The sequence below is a fragment of the Streptomyces sp. NPDC006314 genome (assembly GCF_040613075.1).
Lineage (GTDB): Bacteria > Actinomycetota > Actinomycetes > Streptomycetales > Streptomycetaceae > Streptomyces.
Genome location: NZ_JBEXRL010000009.1, coordinates 165,136 through 182,283 on the forward strand (window position 1 = coordinate 165,136; position 17,148 = coordinate 182,283).

15 protein-coding genes are annotated in these 17,148 nt (G+C 73.6%); 7 read left to right on the top strand and 8 right to left on the bottom strand.

What is annotated here, in order from left to right; all coding sequences use genetic code 11:
* Positions 1-22: 22 nt before the first annotated feature.
* Both ABZ079_RS18715 and ABZ079_RS18720 read right to left on the bottom strand, forming a co-directional pair.
* Entirely contained in the window at positions 23-1,435 is a 1,413-nt protein-coding gene (locus ABZ079_RS18715; protein WP_356940520.1) for a SidA/IucD/PvdA family monooxygenase, read from the bottom strand.
* Positions 1,432-2,793: an aminotransferase class V-fold PLP-dependent enzyme gene (locus tag ABZ079_RS18720; protein WP_356940521.1), complete on the bottom strand. Its 1,362-nt coding sequence runs from the start codon at positions 2,791-2,793 to the stop codon at positions 1,432-1,434. Before ABZ079_RS18720 ends, ABZ079_RS18715 begins: the two co-directional genes overlap by 4 nt.
* A gap of 189 nt (positions 2,794-2,982) precedes the next feature.
* Between ABZ079_RS18720 and ABZ079_RS18725 the strand changes: the two genes are divergently transcribed.
* A complete protein-coding gene (locus ABZ079_RS18725; RefSeq protein WP_356940522.1) occupies positions 2,983-3,531 on the top strand; it encodes a GNAT family N-acetyltransferase in 549 nt (182 codons plus the stop codon).
* A gap of 83 nt (positions 3,532-3,614) precedes the next feature.
* Here the strand turns inward: ABZ079_RS18725 and pepN are convergent, their stop codons facing one another.
* The 3 genes from pepN to ABZ079_RS18740 all read right to left on the bottom strand — a co-directional run bounded on the left by pepN (position 3,615) and on the right by ABZ079_RS18740 (position 7,558).
* On the bottom strand, positions 3,615-6,170 hold the full coding sequence (pepN, locus tag ABZ079_RS18730; protein ID WP_356940523.1) for an aminopeptidase N: 2,556 nt from the start codon (positions 6,168-6,170) through the stop codon (positions 3,615-3,617).
* Positions 6,171-6,301: 131 nt separating this feature from the next.
* Entirely contained in the window at positions 6,302-6,634 is a 333-nt protein-coding gene (locus ABZ079_RS18735) for a chorismate mutase (RefSeq protein ID WP_356940524.1), read from the bottom strand.
* A 33-nt stretch (positions 6,635-6,667) separates the two neighbouring features.
* Positions 6,668-7,558 (bottom strand): AraC family transcriptional regulator, encoded by an 891-nt coding sequence (locus tag ABZ079_RS18740; RefSeq protein WP_356940525.1) that lies wholly within the window; start codon positions 7,556-7,558, stop codon positions 6,668-6,670.
* Positions 7,559-7,714: 156 nt separating this feature from the next.
* Here ABZ079_RS18740 and ABZ079_RS18745 point away from each other — a divergent pair, with 156 nt between their 5' ends.
* Together ABZ079_RS18745 and ABZ079_RS18750 are read left to right on the top strand one after the other, a co-directional pair.
* A complete protein-coding gene (locus ABZ079_RS18745; RefSeq protein WP_356940526.1) occupies positions 7,715-9,472 on the top strand; it encodes a beta-galactosidase family protein in 1,758 nt (585 codons plus the stop codon).
* A 79-nt stretch (positions 9,473-9,551) separates the two neighbouring features.
* Complete coding sequence (locus tag ABZ079_RS18750; protein WP_356940527.1) at positions 9,552-10,433, top strand: hypothetical protein; 882 nt, start codon at positions 9,552-9,554, stop codon at positions 10,431-10,433.
* A gap of 291 nt (positions 10,434-10,724) precedes the next feature.
* Here ABZ079_RS18750 and ABZ079_RS18755 read toward each other — a convergent pair whose 3' ends face one another.
* Positions 10,725-11,630: an SDR family oxidoreductase gene (locus tag ABZ079_RS18755; RefSeq protein ID WP_356940528.1), complete on the bottom strand. Its 906-nt coding sequence runs from the start codon at positions 11,628-11,630 to the stop codon at positions 10,725-10,727.
* Between the two features lies 1 nt (position 11,631).
* Complete coding sequence (locus tag ABZ079_RS18760) at positions 11,632-12,504, bottom strand: SDR family oxidoreductase (protein ID WP_356940529.1); 873 nt, start codon at positions 12,502-12,504, stop codon at positions 11,632-11,634.
* A 100-nt stretch (positions 12,505-12,604) separates the two neighbouring features.
* Here ABZ079_RS18760 and ABZ079_RS18765 point away from each other — a divergent pair, with 100 nt between their 5' ends.
* The 4 genes from ABZ079_RS18765 to ABZ079_RS18780 are packed head-to-tail and all read left to right on the top strand — an operon-like array spanning position 12,605 to position 15,995.
* Positions 12,605-13,348 (top strand): enoyl-CoA hydratase family protein, encoded by a 744-nt coding sequence (locus tag ABZ079_RS18765; RefSeq protein ID WP_356940530.1) that lies wholly within the window; start codon positions 12,605-12,607, stop codon positions 13,346-13,348.
* Positions 13,349-14,200, top strand: a complete 852-nt coding sequence (locus ABZ079_RS18770; protein WP_356940531.1) for a CoA-transferase — start codon at positions 13,349-13,351, stop codon at positions 14,198-14,200.
* Positions 14,197-14,937 carry a CoA-transferase gene (locus ABZ079_RS18775; protein WP_356940532.1) on the top strand — a complete coding sequence of 247 codons (741 nt, stop codon included), beginning with the start codon at positions 14,197-14,199 and terminating at the stop codon, positions 14,935-14,937. Before ABZ079_RS18770 ends, ABZ079_RS18775 begins: the two co-directional genes overlap by 4 nt.
* Positions 14,937-15,995 (top strand): nitronate monooxygenase, encoded by a 1,059-nt coding sequence (locus ABZ079_RS18780; protein WP_356940533.1) that lies wholly within the window; start codon positions 14,937-14,939, stop codon positions 15,993-15,995. The genes ABZ079_RS18775 and ABZ079_RS18780 overlap by 1 nt, the downstream gene beginning before the upstream one ends.
* On the opposite strand, the gene ABZ079_RS18785 is transcribed toward ABZ079_RS18780, so the two are convergent.
* Complete coding sequence (locus ABZ079_RS18785; RefSeq protein WP_356940534.1) at positions 15,979-17,136, bottom strand: acetyl-CoA C-acetyltransferase; 1,158 nt, start codon at positions 17,134-17,136, stop codon at positions 15,979-15,981. The genes ABZ079_RS18780 and ABZ079_RS18785 overlap by 17 nt on opposite strands.
* Positions 17,137-17,148 lie beyond the last annotated feature (12 nt).

Here is a 17,148-nt window from a genome sequence, read left to right on the forward strand (position 1 = left end):
TTCTTCCGGCCTTGCCGGTTCATCACCTTTCCTCGACAAGCGGAGTGAGCTGCTTCGCCTGCCTGGCCTGCGGCATCCGGGCCCCGGGCTCCTGAAGCCCGAAGGTGGTGAAGGCCGATCGGACGGGCAGCGGGTACGGCTCCCTTCCGGTGAGCGAGTTGAGGATGGTGGCGCTGCGCCAGGCGGCGAGGCCGAGATCGGGGGCGCCGACGCCGTGGGTGTGCAGTTCGGCGTTCTGGACGTACACCGAGCCGGTGACCGAGGGGTCGAGGACGAGCCGGAACTCCCCGTCGACGCGCGGGCGTTCGCTGCCGTCGCGGCGCAGATAGGGGTCGAGTCCGGCGAGGATGCGGCCGAGGGGGCGTTCGCGGTAGCCGGTGGCGAGGACGACCGCGTCGGTGGTGAGCCGGGAGCGGCTGCCCTGCTGGAGGTGCTCCAGGTGGAGTTCGACCTGGGTGGTCGCGATCCGGCCGGCGGTGCGGACGCGGACGCCGGGGGTGAGGACGGCGTCGGGCCAGCCGCCGTCCAGGGTGCGCCGGTACAGCTCGTCGTGGATGGCGGCGAGCGTGCCGGCGTCGATGCCCTTGTGCAGCTGCCACTGGGCGGTCACCAGCCGGTCGCGGACCGGCTCGGCGAGGGCGTGGAAGTAGCGGGTGTAGTCGGGCGTGAAGTGCTCCAGGCCGAGCTTGGAGTACTCCATCGGCGCGAACGCCTCGGTACGGCCGATCCAGTGCAGCTTCTCGCGGCCGGCGGGGCGGTGCCGTAGCAGGTCGAGAAAGACCTCGGCGCCGGACTGCCCGGAGCCGACGACGGTGACGTGCTCGGCGGCGAGGACCGCGTCGCGGTGGTCGAGGTAGTCGGCGGCGTGGAGGACGGGCACGCCGGGCGCGTCCACCAGGGGCCTGAGCGGATCAGGCACGTAGGGGGTGGTGCCGACACCGAGGACGATGTTGCGGGTGTAGGTACGGCCGAGGGCCTCGGCCTCGCCGTCGCCGTCGAGCTGGGTGAAGTCGACCTCGAACGCGTCCCGTTCGCGGTTCCAGCGGACGGCGTCGACCTGGTGACGGAAGCGCAGCGCGGGGAGGTGCTGCGCGACCCAGCGGCAGTAGGCGTCGTACTCGGCGCGCTGGATGTGGAAGCGCTCGGCGAAGTAGAAGGGGAAGAGCCGCTCGCGGGTCCTGAGGTAGTTCAGGAAGCTCCAGGGACTGGTGGGATCGGCGAGCGTCACCAGGTCCGCCAGGAACGGCACTTGGATGGTGGCGCCCTCGATGAGCAGGCCCGGGTGCCAGTCGAAACCGGGGCGCTGTTCGTAGAAGACGGCGTCGAGTTCGGCGAGCGGGTGGGCGAGGGCGGCGAGCGAGAGGTTGCACGGTCCGATGCCGATGCCGACCAGATCGCGGGGGGACGCGGGCTCGGGGCGTGGGGGGTTGGTCATCTGGGGGTCGTTCCTTCTGCGAGTTTCAGGAGCTGGGCCAGTTCGTCCGGCCGGGTTCGGGGGTTGAGGAACGTGGCCTTGAGCCACAGGCGGCCGTCGAGCCGGGCGCGGCCGAGGACGGCCCGGCCCTCGTGCAGCAGCCTGCGGCGTACGGTGGCCACGGCGGCGTCGTCGGCCTCGGCGGGCCGGAACAGGACCGTGCTGATGACCGGCCGGCCGTACAGCTCGAAGCCCGGGTGCTCCTGGACGAGCGCGGCGAACTCACGGGCGCGGACGCAGACCTGGTCGACCAGGGCACCGAGTCCGGTGCGCCCGAGGGTCTTCAGCGTGACCGCGGTCTTGAGGATGTCGGGGCGGCGGGTGGTGCGCAGGGAGCGGCCGAGCAGGTCGGGGAATCCGGCCTCGGTGTCGTCGTCGGCGTTCAGGTAGTCGGCGCGCTGGTGGAGTGCGGCGAGTTCACGGGGGCGGGCGACGGCGAGGAGGCCCGCGGCGACCGGCTGCCAGCCGAGCTTGTGCAGGTCGAGGGTGACGGTGTGGGCGGCTTCGAGTCCGGCGAGCTTGTCGTGGTGCCGGTCGCTGAAGAGGAGGCCTCCGCCGTAGGCGGCGTCGACGTGCAGGCGGGCGCCGTGGGCGGTGCACAGCCCGGCGATCTCGGGCAACGGGTCGATGAGGCCCGCGTCGGTGGTGCCGGCGGTGGCGGCGACCAGCAGCGGACCGGGCAGGGCGGTGAGGGTCTCGTGCAGGACGGCCGGGTCGAGGGTGCCGCGCGGCGCGGGGACGACGACCGGGTCGGGCAGGCCGAGCAGCCAGGCGGCGCGGGGCAGGGAGTGGTGGGCGTTGGCACCGCAGACCAGTTGGACGCGGCCGCCGTACGCCTCGCGGGCGAGCAGCAGGGCGAGCTGGTTGGACTCGGTGCCGCCGGTGGTGACCAGTGCGTCGGCGAGTCCGGCCGCGTGGGCGAGGGCACGGGTGACCGCGGCTTCCAGGGCGGAGGCGGCCGGGGCCTGGTCCCAGGAGTCCAAGGAGGGGTTGAGGGCGCTCGCGGCCAGGTCGGCGGCGGCCGCCACGGCGAGCGGCGGGCAGTGCAGATGGGCCGCGCACAGCGGGTCGGCGGGGTCGGCGGCGCCCTCGGCGAGGACGTGCACGAGGGCCCGCAGGGCGTCGGGGTCGCCGTCGTCCGGCAGGACGTCCCCGACGGCGTCGGCGACGCGGGCGGCGACGGCCTCCGGGCCGCCGGCGGGCAGCGGCCCGCCGCGCGCCCGGCCACCGGCCGCGAGCGCGTCGAGGACGGTGCCGAGGAGCGACCGCAGCGCGTCGGGGCCGTCGGGTCCTGAAGCGAGGGGAGGCGGCGTGCTCATGGGCCCTCCTCCGGGGCGCGAGGACGGTGTTCGGAGGCCTCTGTACGGACGTTTCCGTCCGGGGACTTCCAGCTTGTACGGGAAGGGGGCCACGCGTCCCGGAAGCCCGGCGATCAGTACCCGAAAGTGGGTACTGCCGTACGGGGAAAACGTGTTGGGGAGGTGGCCGCGCGCGCTAACGTCGGTCGGATGGTTGACGCGTGGATGATCGATGTTCCCGGTGAGCGGGTGCTGGTGCGCGAACTCGGCCCGGCGGACGAGGGGCCGCTGCTCACGCTGTTCGAGGAGTGCGAGGACTGGTTCGTGGCGGCGACGGGGCTGCCGTCGGGGCCGGGGGACGTGCAGAGCCTGTTCTACGCGCTGCCGGAGGGCGCGGACCCCGACGACAAGGTGCTGCTGGTGCTGGAGCGGGACGGGGTGGTGGCGGGTGTGGTGGACGCCGTGCGGAACCATCCGGACCGTGGGGCGGTGGCGGTGGGCCTGTTCCTGCTGGCACCCTGGGCGCGCGGGCGGGGCCTCGGCCGGGCCCTGGCCACGTCCCTGCTGGCCCGCGCCGAGGGCACCTCGGTGGTGACGGTCACGGTCCCGCCCGGCTGGCTCCCCGGCGAACGTTTTCTGCGACGGTTCGGTTTCACCCTGGACACCGACACACCGGCGCAGTCGGCCGGCGCCGGCCGACGACCGGGTCCACGCGATGGAAGGCTACGGCGAGCGATACTGCGGCCCGCCGAAGGCTAGGCCGTCTTCTTCAGATCGCAGTGGGGGCGGGGGCGGCTGGGCCCGCCGAGTCGGCAGAGAGCAGCCGCGCCCCGGGGCGGGGCCTATGCCCCTTGTGCCTGCCTGTCCTCCCTGTCCTCCCTGTCCTCCTTGTCCTCCCTGTCCTGCCCGTGCTCGGCCCGCTCGCCGCGCACGCGGAGGGCGCGGGCCAGGTCGTCGAGGCGGTCGGCGAGGGTGCGGCGCAGGGCCGGGGTGAGGTCGGCGTCGCGCAGGCAGGCCTCGCCGAGGCGCAGGTTCTCGGTGTCCACGGCATGCGCCGGGAACGCCCAGCGGCCGGCGGCGACGGCGATGGCGGGGCCGCGGCGGGCGGCGACCGCGACGGCGTCCTCGTAGAAGCGCGGCACGTACTCCCGTACCAGCTCGGCCTGTTCGGGTTGCCAGAATCCCTGCGCGGTGGCCGTGAAGAGGTAGTTGGACAGGTCGTCACCGGCGAACATCGCCGCCCAGGCCGCGGCCTTGGCCTCCGGTTCGGGCAGGGCGGCACGGCAGCGGGCGGCGCCCTCCTGACCGGTGGCGCTCGGGTCACGCTCCAGCTCGGCGGCGATGGCGGCCTCGTCGGTGGCACCGAGCACGGCGAGCCGGCCGAGGATGCGCCAGCGCAGTTCGGGGTCGAGTTCCGGCCCGCCGGGGACCATGCCGTCGGCGAGCCAGGCGGCGAGGGCGTCCGGGTGGGCGGCCACGCCGATCAGGTGCCGTACGGCGATGAGGCGCAGGCCCGGGTTGTCGCCGTCCTCCGTGCGCCGCAGCAGGTCGCGGCAGAGCGATGTCAGCGTGGCCAGGGCGGCCGGGCGGTCCTCGGCCCTCAGGTACTGGTCGGCGATCTGCCCGGAGGCGAAGGCGAGGACGCCCTGGACGACGGCCAGGTCGGTCTCGTGCGGGAGGTGGGTGCGGGCCGTCGCCAGGTAGACGGTGGGCGGGAGTTCGCCGTCACGCACGGCGTCCCTGAGGGCGTTCCAGACGACCGCGCGGGTGAGTGGGTCGGGCAGGCCGGACAAGGACGTGCGGAGCGCCTCGAAGGAGCCGTCGTCGAAGCGGACCTTGGCGTAGGTGAGGTCGCCGTCGTTGAGCAGGAGCAGCGCGGGACGCTTGCCGATGGGGTGGGGGGCGGCCTGCGGGACGTCGAGGTCCAGTCGCTCGCGCAGCACCAGCCGGCCCTCGTCGGCGACGTCGTGGTCGTACAGGCCGGCGGTGAGGCGGTGCGGGCGGCTGCCCGCGCGGCCGACGGTCAGCGTGCGGGTGCCGTCGGCGGAGGCGACCACGGGCGTGAGCGTGTCGACACCGGTGGTGCGCAGCCAGTCGTCGGCCCAGGCGTGGACGTCGCGGTCGGTGGCCGAGGCGAGGGAGTCGATGAAGTCGGCGAGGGTGGCGTTGCCGAACTTGTGCCGGGCGAAGTGGGTGTTGATACCGGCGAGGAAGTCCTTCTCGCCGAGCCAGGCGGCCAGCTGGCGCAGCGCGGAGGCGCCCTTGGCGTAGGAGATGCCGTCGAAGTTGAGCAGCGCCGAGGCCGTGTCGTCGACGGCTTCCGGGGCGACCGGGTGGGTGGTGGGCCGTTGGTCGGCGTCGTAGCCCCAGGCCTTGCGGGTGACACCGAACTCCGTCCAGGGATCGGTGAACCGGGTGGCCTCCGCGGTGGTCTGGTAGCCCATGTACTCGGCGAAGGACTCGTTCAGCCAGATGTCGTCCCACCACTTGAGGGTGACGAGGTCGCCGAACCACATGTGGGCCATCTCGTGCGCGATGACCATGGCGCGGGTCTGCCGCTCGGTGTCGGTGACGGCGGAGCGGTAGACGAAGTCGTCGCGGAAGGTGACCAGGCCCGGGTTCTCCATGGCGCCCGCGTTGAACTCGGGCACGAAGGCCTGGTCGTAGGAGTCGAAGGGGTACGGCTCCTCGAACTTCTCGTGGTAGCGGTCGAAGCACGCGCGCGTGATGTCGAGGATCTCGTCCGCGTCGGCGTCGAGGTAGGGCGCGAGGGAGCGGCGGCAGTGGAGGGCGAAGGGCAGTCCCCGGTGCTCGGTGCGCACCGAGTGCCAGGGGCCCGCGGCGACGGCGGCGAGGTAGGTGGAGATCGGCGGAGTGGGCGCGGCCTGCCAGACTCCGTCGCCGCGCTGCTCCGTGATGCCGTTGGCGAGGACGGTCCAGCCCTCGGGCGCCTTCACGGAGATCTCGAAGACGGCCTTCAGGTCGGGCTGGTCGAAGGCGGCGTAGACCCGCTGGACGTCGTCCATGAACAGTTGCGTGTAGGCGTACGTCTCGCCGTCGCTGGGGTCGGTGAAGCGGTGCATGCCCTCTCCGGTGCGGGAGTAGCGCATGACCGCGTCGACGCGCAGCTCGTGCTCGCCGGCGGTGAGGTTCTTCAGCGGCAGCCGGCCGTCGTGCAGCGTCTCCGGATCGAGGGGCCGTCCGTCCAGCGTGACCCCGCGCAGCTCGGCGGGCTTGAGCTCGACGAACGTCTCCCCGTCGGACCGTGTGGTGAACCGGATGACGGTGCGGGAGCCGAAGGTCTCCTCACCGGTGGTGAGGTCCAGTTCGACCGTGTAGCGGTGGACGTCGAGGAACTGTGCTCGGAGCTGCGCCTCATCGCGCGTGAGTACGGACATGCAGGCCATGCTGCCTGATGGGACCGACAGCGCACAGGGGCGGACCGGTACACGGCTTATATCCGGTCCGCGCCCCCTCCCCCGGCGGTCGGCCCATCGCCCCCGGCTCAGCGTCCGGTGTCCTCGGCGGCTCAGCGCCCGTTGGTGTCCTCGGCGATGCGCTCGTGGTGGCGGATCACCTCGGCGATAATGAAGTTCAGGAACTTCTCGGCGAACGCCGGATCGAGCTTGGCGCTCTCGGCGAGGCTGCGCAGCCGCTCGATCTGCCGGGCCTCGCGCGCCGGGTCGGCGGGCGGCAGCTGGTGCAGCGCCTTGAGCCTGCCGACCTGCTGGGTGGCCTTGAAACGCTCGGCGAGCATGTGGACGACGGCCGCGTCGATGTTGTCGATGCTGTCGCGCAGCCGCTCCAGTTCCTGGCGGACCTCGGGGTCCACGTCACCGGTGCCGGTGTTGCTGGTGGTCATGGGCGCCCACCCTATGCGGTCACCGGGCCGCGCCTACGGGGTGTCCGGAGACTGGATCATCGGCGGATCGCCGGGGTCGGGGACGCGGTCGCTCCAGCCGCCGGGGACGCTGCGGCCCTGCTGGGCGCGGAAGCGGACGGGGGCGAGGCCCACGCGGCGGGTGAACAGCCGGGAGAAGTAGGCGGGGTCGTCGTAGCCGACGCGGCGGGCGACGGCCGCGACCGGCAGCTCGGTGGCGGCGAGGAGTTCCTTTGCGCGTCCGAGGCGGATGCCGAGGAGGTAGTCCTTGGGGCTGCACCCCGCGGCCCGGCGCACCGCGCCGCGCAGCTCCGCGGTGGTCATGCCGTGCCGGGCGGCGTGGTCGGCGACGCTCATCGGGGTGCAGGCGTCCCGGGCCAGGGCCTCGAGCACCTGGACGCCGTCGGGGGCGAGGTCGGCGCGGGCGCGGCGCAGGGCGACGAGGAGTTCGTGCACGGCGGCCCCGGTCTCCACCTCCAGCAGGGGGTTGCCGCCGCGGGCGGCGCGGGCGATGCGGGCGATGACCGCGCGCGGGGCGGAGGCGTCGCGGAGCGGAACGACGGGCCGTTCGGGTTCGATGTAGCCGAGTTCGGTGTACGTGGGGGTGGCGGGCCCGGCGAAGTCGACGAAGCCCTCGTCCCAGCCGGTGCCCGGATCGGGCGCGTAGTGGTGGGGCACACCGGGGGTGAGCCACAGCAGGGCGGGCGAGGTGACGGTCGTACGGCGGCCGTCGCCGCCCCGGTACCAGCCGCCGCCCGAGCTGACCACGACGGCCACGTGGTGGTCGAGGGTGCGCGGGCCGACCGTGGGCAGCGCGCCGTGCTGGAGGCCGACGCCGAGGCAGACCAGGCCGAGGCGGTGATGGGCGGGTCCGGGGCTGAAGAACCGCATCCAGGTCTGGTACATCGGTGCTCCTCCCGGCATCGGCGGTGGCGGACTTTTGTCCAAGCAGCGCCGATCCTCGTCCATGGCGAGGGGGCGCCGCCAGGGGTGAGGCTGGGACGCATGAGCGAGGTCAGGGGTGGGGCGGGCGCATGAGCCAGGCCGGGGCGGGGCGGGTGCATGGGTGAGTTCACGGTGGGGGGATCGGAGTTCCTGCTGGACGGGCGGCCGGTACGGCTGCTGTCCGGGGCGCTGCACTACTTCCGGGTGCACGAGGCGCAGTGGCGGCACCGGCTGGCGATGCTGCGGGCGATGGGCCTGAACTGTGTGGAGACGTACGTTCCTTGGAACCTGCACCAGCCGGGCCCGGGGCGCCACCGGGACGTGCAGGCGGTCGGCCGGTTCCTGGACACGGTCCGCGAGGCGGGCCTGTGGGCGATCGTGCGGCCGGGTCCCTACATCTGCGCCGAGTGGGAGAACGGCGGGCTGCCGGCGTGGCTGACGGGCGAGCTGGGCACACGCGCGCGTACCCGGGACGAGCGCTATCTGTTCCATGTGCGGAACTGGTTCCGCCATCTGCTGCACGAGATCGTGCCCCGGCAGATCGACCGCGGCGGCCCGGTGCTCATGGTGCAGGTCGAGAACGAGTACGGCAGTTACGGCAGTGACACCGGCTACCTGGCGGAGCTGGCCGGCCTGCTGCGCGCCGAGGGGGTCACGGTGCCGCTGTTCACCTCGGACGGCCCCGAGGACCACATGCTGACCGGCGGCTCGCTGCCGGGTGTGCTCGCCACGGTGAACTTCGGCTCCCACGCGCGCGTGGCCTTCGAGACCCTGCGCCGCCACCGCCCGGAGGGCCCGCTGATGTGCATGGAGTTCTGGTGCGGCTGGTTCGACCACTGGGCCGGCGAGCACGTCGTACGGGATCCCGGTGAGGCCGCCGAGGCGCTGCGGGAGATCCTGGAGTGCGGGGCGTCGGTGAACCTCTACATGGCGCACGGCGGCACGAGTTTCGCGGGCTGGGCGGGCGCCAACCGTGGTGGCGGCGAGCTGCACGAGGGCCCGCTGGAGCCGGACGTGACGTCGTACGACTACGACGCTCCGGTGGACGAGTACGGCCGCCCGACGGAGAAGTTCTGGCGTTTCCGGGAAGTGCTGGCCGGACACCGCGGCGGCCCGCTGCCCGGACTCCCGCCGCGGCCCGCCGCCCTGGGTGCTCCGGCCGAGGCCGCGCTGACCGCATGGGCGCCCCTGGGTGACGTACTGGAGGCGCTGGGCGGCGCGGAGACCGTGACCCCGGTGCCGCCCGCCTTCGAGGATCTGGGGATCACCCGGGGCCTCGTGCGCTACGCGGTGGACGTGCCGGGGCCGCGGCAGCCGTACCCGCTGACCGTGCGCGGGCTGCGGGACCTGGCGACGGTGTACGTGGACGGTGAGCGGGCCGGGGTGCTCACCGAGGAGGAGCCGCGGCTGAAGGAGCCCGTCGCGGGCCCCGCGCGTGTGGAGCTGTGGGTGGAGTCCCTGGGGAGGGTGAACTACGGGCCGTGCTCCGGCGAGGCGAAGGGCGTCACCGGTGGCATCCTGCACGAGCGGCAGTACCTCCACGGGGTACGCGCGCGTGGGCTGGACCTGGACGCCTTCGCCGACGGTGTCGGGCCGGTGCCCTTCCGCGCGCTGCCCGAGGAGGGCGCTCCGGGGCTGTACCGGGGCACGCTCACCGTCCGCGGGGCCGGGGACGCCCGGCTCACGCTGCCCGGCTGGACGCGCGGCTTCGTCTGGATCAACGGCTGCAACCTGGGCCGCTACTGGTCGGTCGGCCCCCAGCGGTCCCTGTACGTCCCCGGGCCGGTGCTGCGGGAGGGCGAGAACGAGCTGTGGCTGCTGGAGCTGCAGGAGACCGGCCCGGACCGGCCGGCGCCCCGCCTGCTGCCCGTGTGACCGGCCGCCCGTCAGCGCACGCCGGCCGCGTGCCCCGCCTACAGTGGAGAGGGGTTCCGGCGTCTTCGGGGGTGCGGATGTGGCGAACGGCGGACCGGTCGAGCACGGCTACCCGCATCTGGAGACGGTGCGGGCCGCCGTCACGGCGCTCTACAAGCGCCTGTCCTACGACACCGTCCAGACCTTCTCGGCCAGCGTGGCCCCCGCCGACGTGACCTTCTGCGACACCGACGACCTGCATCTGGGCGCGCACCGCGTGGCCCGCGAGATCGTGCGGCACTTCCGGCTGCCGGATGCCCGGCTGATCGTCGGCTTCCGGGAGATGACGCATGCGGCGAACGTCGAACTGACGGCGGGTCCCGAGTACTTCGTCGAACTGAACGACCGTTTCCGCACCCACCGCGCCGACATCGGCGCGGCCCTCGCCCACGAGGTGGCCCACGTCTATCTGCACCGCCTGGACCTCGTCTTCCCCACCACGGCGGAGAACGAGATCCTCACGGACACGGTGACGACCTACCTGGGCGCGGGCTGGCTGCTGCTGGACGCCTACCGGGAGGACGGGGTCTCCTCCCAGAAGCTCGGCTATCTCACCCCGGAGGAGTTCGGCTACGTCCTGGCCAAGCGGGCGCTGCTCTTCCACGAGGACCCCTCCGTGTGGTTCACCAGCCCGCAGGCCTACACCGCCTACGCCAAGGGCATGGCCCGGGCGCGCCGGGACGAGCAGCAGCCACCGCTGGCCGCGGCCGGCTGGGCGGGGCGGCGCCGTTACGCCCACGACCGCCGGCACGCCTCCGGTGTCCAGCCGGCGGTCCCTTACGCCTTCACCCCCGATCCCTCCGGCCACCTCCGCGTCTCCTTCCCCTGCCCGACCTGCCACCAGCGGATCAGGGTGCCGGTACGGGGACGCGTCCGCGCGCGGTGCGGGCTGTGCCGGACGGTACTGGAGTGCGACACGTAGGTTCACGGCACCTCGCTGGGGGCTCCGCCCCAGGTGGGCCGGTGGGTCAGCCGAGGTGTTCCGGCACCGCCCGCCGAGGGAGCGCCGCACACGACACCGCGCACACCGCGAACGCCCCCACAACCCACGGCATCGACTCGGCGAGCGCCCCGCTCAGCCCCTCCCCCCACGGCCCCGGAGAACACCGCGCCGACCCCGCCGCCCCCAGCGCTCGAGGTGAGCGGCGCCCGCGGCTCGCGCAGGGATACCTACGGCACTCACGGCAGCCGGCCGACCGGCGGACCCCCGCGGCTACGCGCCGTAGACGGGCCCGGGCGGCTCCGCGGTCGCCAGCAGTCCGCGGGCCGCCTCGCCCGCCTCGGCCGGTGTCCACCGCGCCCCCTTGTCGGCGGTGGGGCCGGGCCGCCAGCCCTCCATGACGGTGATCCGGCCGCCCTCCGCCTCGAACACCCGGCCGGTCACACCCGCGCTGGCGGCCGACCCGAGCCAGACCACGAGCGGGGAGACGTTCTCGGGTGCCATGGCGTCGAAACCGGCGGCCGGTACCGCCATGGTCTCGGCGAAGGCGCGTTCCGTCATGCGGGTGCGGGCGGCGGGGGCGACGGCGTTGACCTGGACGCCGTAGCGGGCCAGTTCGGCCGCCGCGACCAGGGTGAGACCGATGATCCCGGCCTTGGCCGCGCTGTAGTTGCCCTGTCCGACCGAGCCCAGCAGACCGGCCCCGCTACTGGTGTGGACGACCCGGGCCGCCGGCGTGCGCCCCGCCTTGGCCTCGGCCCGCCAGTGCGCGGCGGCGTGCCTCAAGGGCAGGAAGTGGCCCTTGAGATGGACTCGGATCACGGCGTCCCAGTCGTGCTCGTCGAGGTTGACCAGCATCCGGTCGCGCAGGAAGCCGGCGTTGCCGACCAGGGTGTCGAGCCGGCCGTACACCTCCAGGGCGGTCCGGATCAGGGATGCGGCACCCGTGCCGGTGGCGATGTCACCGCCGTGCGCGACCGCCTCACCGCCGATGGCCCGGATCTCGGCCACGACGGCGTCCGCCGGGTTCTCCCCGCCCGGCGTCCCGTCCGGTCCGACACCGAGATCATTGACGACGACCCGCGCCCCCTCGGCCGCGAAGGCGAGGGCATGGGCGCGGCCGAGCCCGCGACCGGCTCCGGTGACGACGACGACCCGGCCCTCGCAGATTCCGCTCATCTCAGCGCTCCTCAGGGACAGGTGAGGCACCCGGCGATTCCTGGCCGGCGGCCGTGGTCCGCGGAAGGCCCCCGCGCGTGGCAGCCGCGTCCGCGCAGTCCGTCCGCACGTCCCCGCCGGCGGTCGCGGCCGCCAGGAACGCCGGCCGCTCCCCGCCCCCGTGCACCTGCAGGCTCGCCCCGCTGATGTAGCCGGCCGCGTCGCAGGCGAGGAAGACGGCGGCGGCGCCGACGTCGGCGGGGGCGGCCAGCCGGCCGAGCGGGACGGTGCGGGAGACGGCGGCGAGGCCGTCGGGGCCGCCGTAGTGCAGGTGGGCCGGTTCGGTGCGGACCATGCCGACCACGAGCGTGTTGACGCGGACCTCCGGCGCCCACTCCACGGCCATGGAGGCGGCCAGGTTCGCGAGGCCCGCCTTGGCCGCGCCGTACGCGGCCGAACCGGGCGAGGGACGGCCGCCGCTGACGCTGCCGACCATCACGATCGAGCCGCGGTTGCGCCGCAGGTGCTCGTACGCCGCGAGGGACGCGGTCAGCGGGGTGATCAGGTTCAACTCGACCACCTTCGCGTGCCGTTCGGCGTCGGCGTCCGCCAGCAGCCGGTACGGCGTGCCGCCGGCGTTGTTGACGAGCACGTCGAGGCGGGGCAGTGCGGCGAAGCAAGCGCGGACGGCGGGCGGGTCACGCAGATCGAGTGGGATGAACTCGACGCCCGCCAGGGGCCGTTCGGGAGGCCTGCGGGCGCAGGCCAGGACCTGGGCGCCGGCCTCGGCGAAGGCCCGAGCGATCCCTGCGCCGACCCCCCGGGTGCCGCCGGTGACGACGACGGTCCGGCCGTGCAGCGAGTTGTCCACAGGGTGCGCCGTCGAGTTGTCCACAGGCCCTCCCGCTCGTCTTCGCCGACTGCTAGCTTCAAAGCCTCACACCTAACAAATGTTTGGTGGAAAGGCGTTGAGTGCGAAGGTAGCTGATGCGTCCATGGGTGTCTCCACCTCGTCCCCGGAAAACGGGATTTCGCTCGTCACGGTCGACTTCCCGCCGGTGAACGCGCTGCCGGTGGCCGGATGGTTCGCGCTGGCCGAAGCCGTGCGCGCGGCGGGCCACGACCCGGAGATCCGGTGCGTGGTGCTGGCCGCCGAGGGGCGCGGATTCAACGCGGGCGTGGACATCAAGGAGATACGGACGGACGGGCAGCGGGCCCTGATCGGCGTCAACGAGGGCTGTGCCGAGGCCTTCGCCGCGGTCTACGAGTGCGCGACGCCCGTCGTCGCGGCGGTGCAGGGCTTCTGTCTGGGCGGCGGGATAGGCCTGGTGGGAAACGCGGACGCGATCGTGGCGAGCGAGGACGCGACCTTCGGACTGCCGGAGCTGGACCGGGGCGCACTGGGTGCCGCGACCCATCTGGCGCGACTGGTCCCGCAGCACCTGATGCGGGCCCTGTACTACACCGGGCGCACGGCGAGCGCCGCCGAGCTGCACCGTCACGGCTCGGTCTGGCGCGTGGTGCCGCGTACGGACCTACGGGCGGCGGCGATGGAGCTGGCCCGGGAGATCGCCGCCAAGGACGGACGGCTGCTGCGCATGGCCAAGGCCGCCATCAACGGGATCGATCCGGTCGACGTGCGCCGCAGTTACCGCTTCGAGCAGGGCTTCACGTTCGAGGCCGGTCTCAGCGGGCTGGCCGACCGGGTCCGCGACACGTTCGGGAAGGAGGGGACGTAGGTGGGCGACAAGACGATGACCGCCGACGAGGTGGTCGCACGGCTGGAGAGCGGCATGACGCTCGGCATCGGCGGCTGGGGGTCCCGCCGCAAGCCGATGGCCCTGGTCCGGGCGCTGCTGCGGTCCCAGATCGACGATCTCACGGTCGTCTCGTACGGCGGCCCGGACGTCGGCATGCTGGCCGCGGCCGGCCGGATCCGCCAGCTGGTCACGGCCTTCGTCACGCTCGACTCGATCCCGCTGGAACCGCACTACCGGGCGGCGCGCGAGCGCGGCGGCCTCGCGCTGAGGGAGGTCGACGAGGGCATGTTCCTGTGGGGCCTGCAGGCGGCGGCGTACCGGCTGCCCTTCCTGCCGGTGCGGGCCGGGATCGGCTCGGACGTCATGCGGGCCGGCCCCGGCCTGCGGACGGTGACGTCGCCGTACGCGGACGGGGAGACGTTCGTCGCCATGCCGGCCCTGCGGATGGACGCGGCCCTGGTGCATGTCAACCGTGCCGACCGGCTCGGCAACGGCCAGTTCCTGGGGCCGGACCCGTACTTCGACGACCTGTTCTGCGAGGCCGCGGACGCGGCCTACGTCTCCTGCGAACGGATCGTGGACACGGCCGAGCTGACCAGGGAGGCGGCCCCCCAGTCGCTGCTCCTCAAACGGCTCGCCGTGACCGGTGTGGTGGAGGCGCCGAACGGCGCCCACTTCACGTCCTGTGCGCCGGACCACGGCAGGGACGAGGAATTCCAGCGGTACTACGCGTCCACGCCGTGGCCGGAGTTCGCCGAGCGGTTCCTCGGCCGGGAGGAGGCCGCTTACCAGGCGGCGGTACGGGACTGGCGGAAGGAGCAGGGGCGATGAGCGTCACCCGGGCCGAGTACTGCGTCCTCGCCTGCGCCGAGGCCTGGCGGGGTGCCGGGGAGATCCTGGCGAGCCCGATGGGCCCGATCCCCTCGCTCGGCGCACGGCTGGCCCGGCTCACCTTCGCGCCGGACCTGCTGCTGACCGACGGCGAGGCACTGCTGGTCCGCCCGGACGGGACGCCCGAGGGCTGGCTGCCGTACCGGCAGCATCTGGCACTGGTGGCGGGCGGGCGGCGGCACGTGATGATGGGCGCGAGTCAGATCGACCGGTACGGCAACCAGAACATCTCCTGCGTGGGCGACTGGGCGCACCCCCGCCGGCAGCTGCTCGGTGTGCGCGGGGCGCCCCTCAACACGCTGAACAATCCGACCAGTTACTGGATCCCCAGGCATTCGCGGCGGGTGTTCGTGGAGCGGGTGGACATGGTGTGCGGGGTGGGGTACGACCGAGCGGCGGGGCTTGGCGGCACGGCCCGCTTCCACCGCGTCGTCCGGGTCGTCTCCGACCTCGGCGTCTTCGACTTCGCGACGCCGGACCGGTCGATGCGGCTGGCCTCGCTGCACCCGGGGGTGGGCGTGGAGCAGGTGCGGGAGGCGACGGGGTTCGCGCTCGCCGTACCGGACGAGGTGCCGTACACCCGGGAGCCCGAGGCCGAGGAGCTGCGGCTGATCCGGGAGGTGCTGGACCCGGGCGGGGTACGCGCGCGCGAGGTGCCGCAGGGGGTGAGGGGCTGATGGAGACCGCGCTCACCCGGCTGACCGGGGTCCGCCATCCGCTGGTGCAGACCGGGATGGGCTGGGTGGCCGGACCGCGTCTGGTCTCGGCGACGGCGAACGCGGGCGCCCTCGGCATCCTGGCCTCCGCGACGATGACGCTCGATCAGCTGCGCGACGCGATCCGGGAGGTCCGGTCCCGTACCGGCGCGCCGTTCGGGGTGAACCTCCGGGCCGACGCGGGCGATGCGGGTGACCGGGTACGGATCATGCTGGAGGAGGGCGTCCGGGTGGCCTCCTTCGCCCTGGCGCCCTCGCGTGAGCTGATCGACCGGCTCAAGGAGGCGGGTGTGGTGGTCATCCCGTCCGTCGGAGCGCGGCGGCACGCCGAGAAGGTGGCGGCGTGGGGGGCGGACGCGGTGATCGTGCAGGGCGGTGAGGGCGGCGGGCACACCGGGGAGGTCGCGACCACCGTGCTGCTGCCGCAGGTGGTGGACGCGGTACGGATACCGGTGGTGGCGGCGGGCGGTTTCTGCGACGGGCGGGGGCTGGTGGCGGCGCTGGCGTACGGGGCGGCCGGGGTGGCGATGGGCACGCGGTTCCTGCTCACCTCCGACTCGACGGTGCCGGACGCGGTGAAGGCCAGGTATCTGGCGGCGACGGTCCGGGACGTCACGGTGACCCGGGCGGTGGACGGCCTACCGCACCGGATGCTGCGCACGGAGCTGGTGGCCGCGCTGGAGCGGTCGGGCCGCGTACGGGCCTTCGGCCGCGCGGTCCGGGAAGCGGCCGGTTTCCGGCGGCTGTCGGGGCTCACCTGGCGTCAGCTGGTCCGCGACGGCGTCGCGCTCAAGCACGGAAAGGAGTTGTCCTGGAGCCAGGTGCTGCTGGCCGCGAACACACCGATGCTGCTCAAGTCGGCGCTGGTGGACGGGCGTACGGACCTCGGGTTGATGGCGGCGGGGCAGGTCGCCGGTGTGATCGACGACCTGCCGTCGTGCGCGGAGCTGGTGGAGCGGATCGTGAAGGAGGCGGAGGAGGTGCTGGAGGCACTGGGAGGGCTCAGAGCCGCTCGATGATCGTCACGTTGGCCTGGCCGCCACCCTCGCACATGGTCTGGAGGCCGTAGCGGCCGCCGGTGCGCTCCAGTTCGTGCAGCAGGGTCGTCATCAGCCGGACGCCGGTCGCGCCGAGAGGGTGGCCGAGGGCGATCGCGCCGCCGTTGACGTTGACCTTGTCGGGGTCGGCGCCGGTCTCCTTCAGCCAGGCGAGGACGACCGGCGCGAAGGCCTCGTTGATCTCCACCAGGTCGATGGCGTCGATGGTCAGGCCGGTCCGGCGCAGGGCGTGCGCGGTGGCCGGGATGGGGGCGGAGAGCATGCGGATGGGGTCCTCGCCGCGCACGGAGAGATGGTGGACGCGGGCGCGCGGGCGAAGCCCGTGATCCCCTACCGCCCGCTCGGAGGCGAGCAGCATGGCGGCGGCCCCGTCGGAGACCTGGGAGGAGCAGGCGGCGGTGACGGTGCCGCCGTCGAGGACGGGTTTGAGCGCGGCCATCTTCTCCAGGGAGGTGTCCCGGCGTGGGCCCTCGTCCACGGTGACCTCGCCATAGGGGACGGTCTCGCGTTCGAAGCGGCCGGTGTCGATCGCCCAGATCGCCCGCCGGTGCGAGCGCAGGGCGAACTCCTCCTGGTCCTCACGGCTGATGCCCCACCGGGCGGCGATCATCTCGGCGCCGGCGAACTGGTTGACGGGCTGGTCGCCGTACCGGGCACGCCAGCCGGTGCTGCCGAGGAAGGGGCCCTCGGTCAGGCCGAGCGGGGCGGCGGCCTGCCGGGAGGCGAAGGCGATGGGGATCTGGGACATGTTCTGCACCCCGCCCGCGATCACCAGGTCCTGGGTGCCGGAGAGCACGGCCTGCGCGGCGAAGTGCACGGCCTGCTGGGAGGAACCGCACTGCCGGTCGACGGTCACACCCGGCACCTCCTCGGGCAGTCCGGCAGCCAGCCAGCAGGTGCGGGCGACGTCCCCGGCCTGCGGCCCCACCGCGTCCAGACAGCCGAAGACCACGTCCTCCACGGCGGCCGGGTCGATCCCGGCCCGCTCCAGCAGCGTGGTGAGCACATGCGCGCCCAGGTCGGCCGGGTGGACCGCGCCGAGCCCTCCCCCACGCCGCCCGACGGGCGTACGGACCGCTTCGACTATGTAGGCCTCGGCCATGGCGACTCCCTC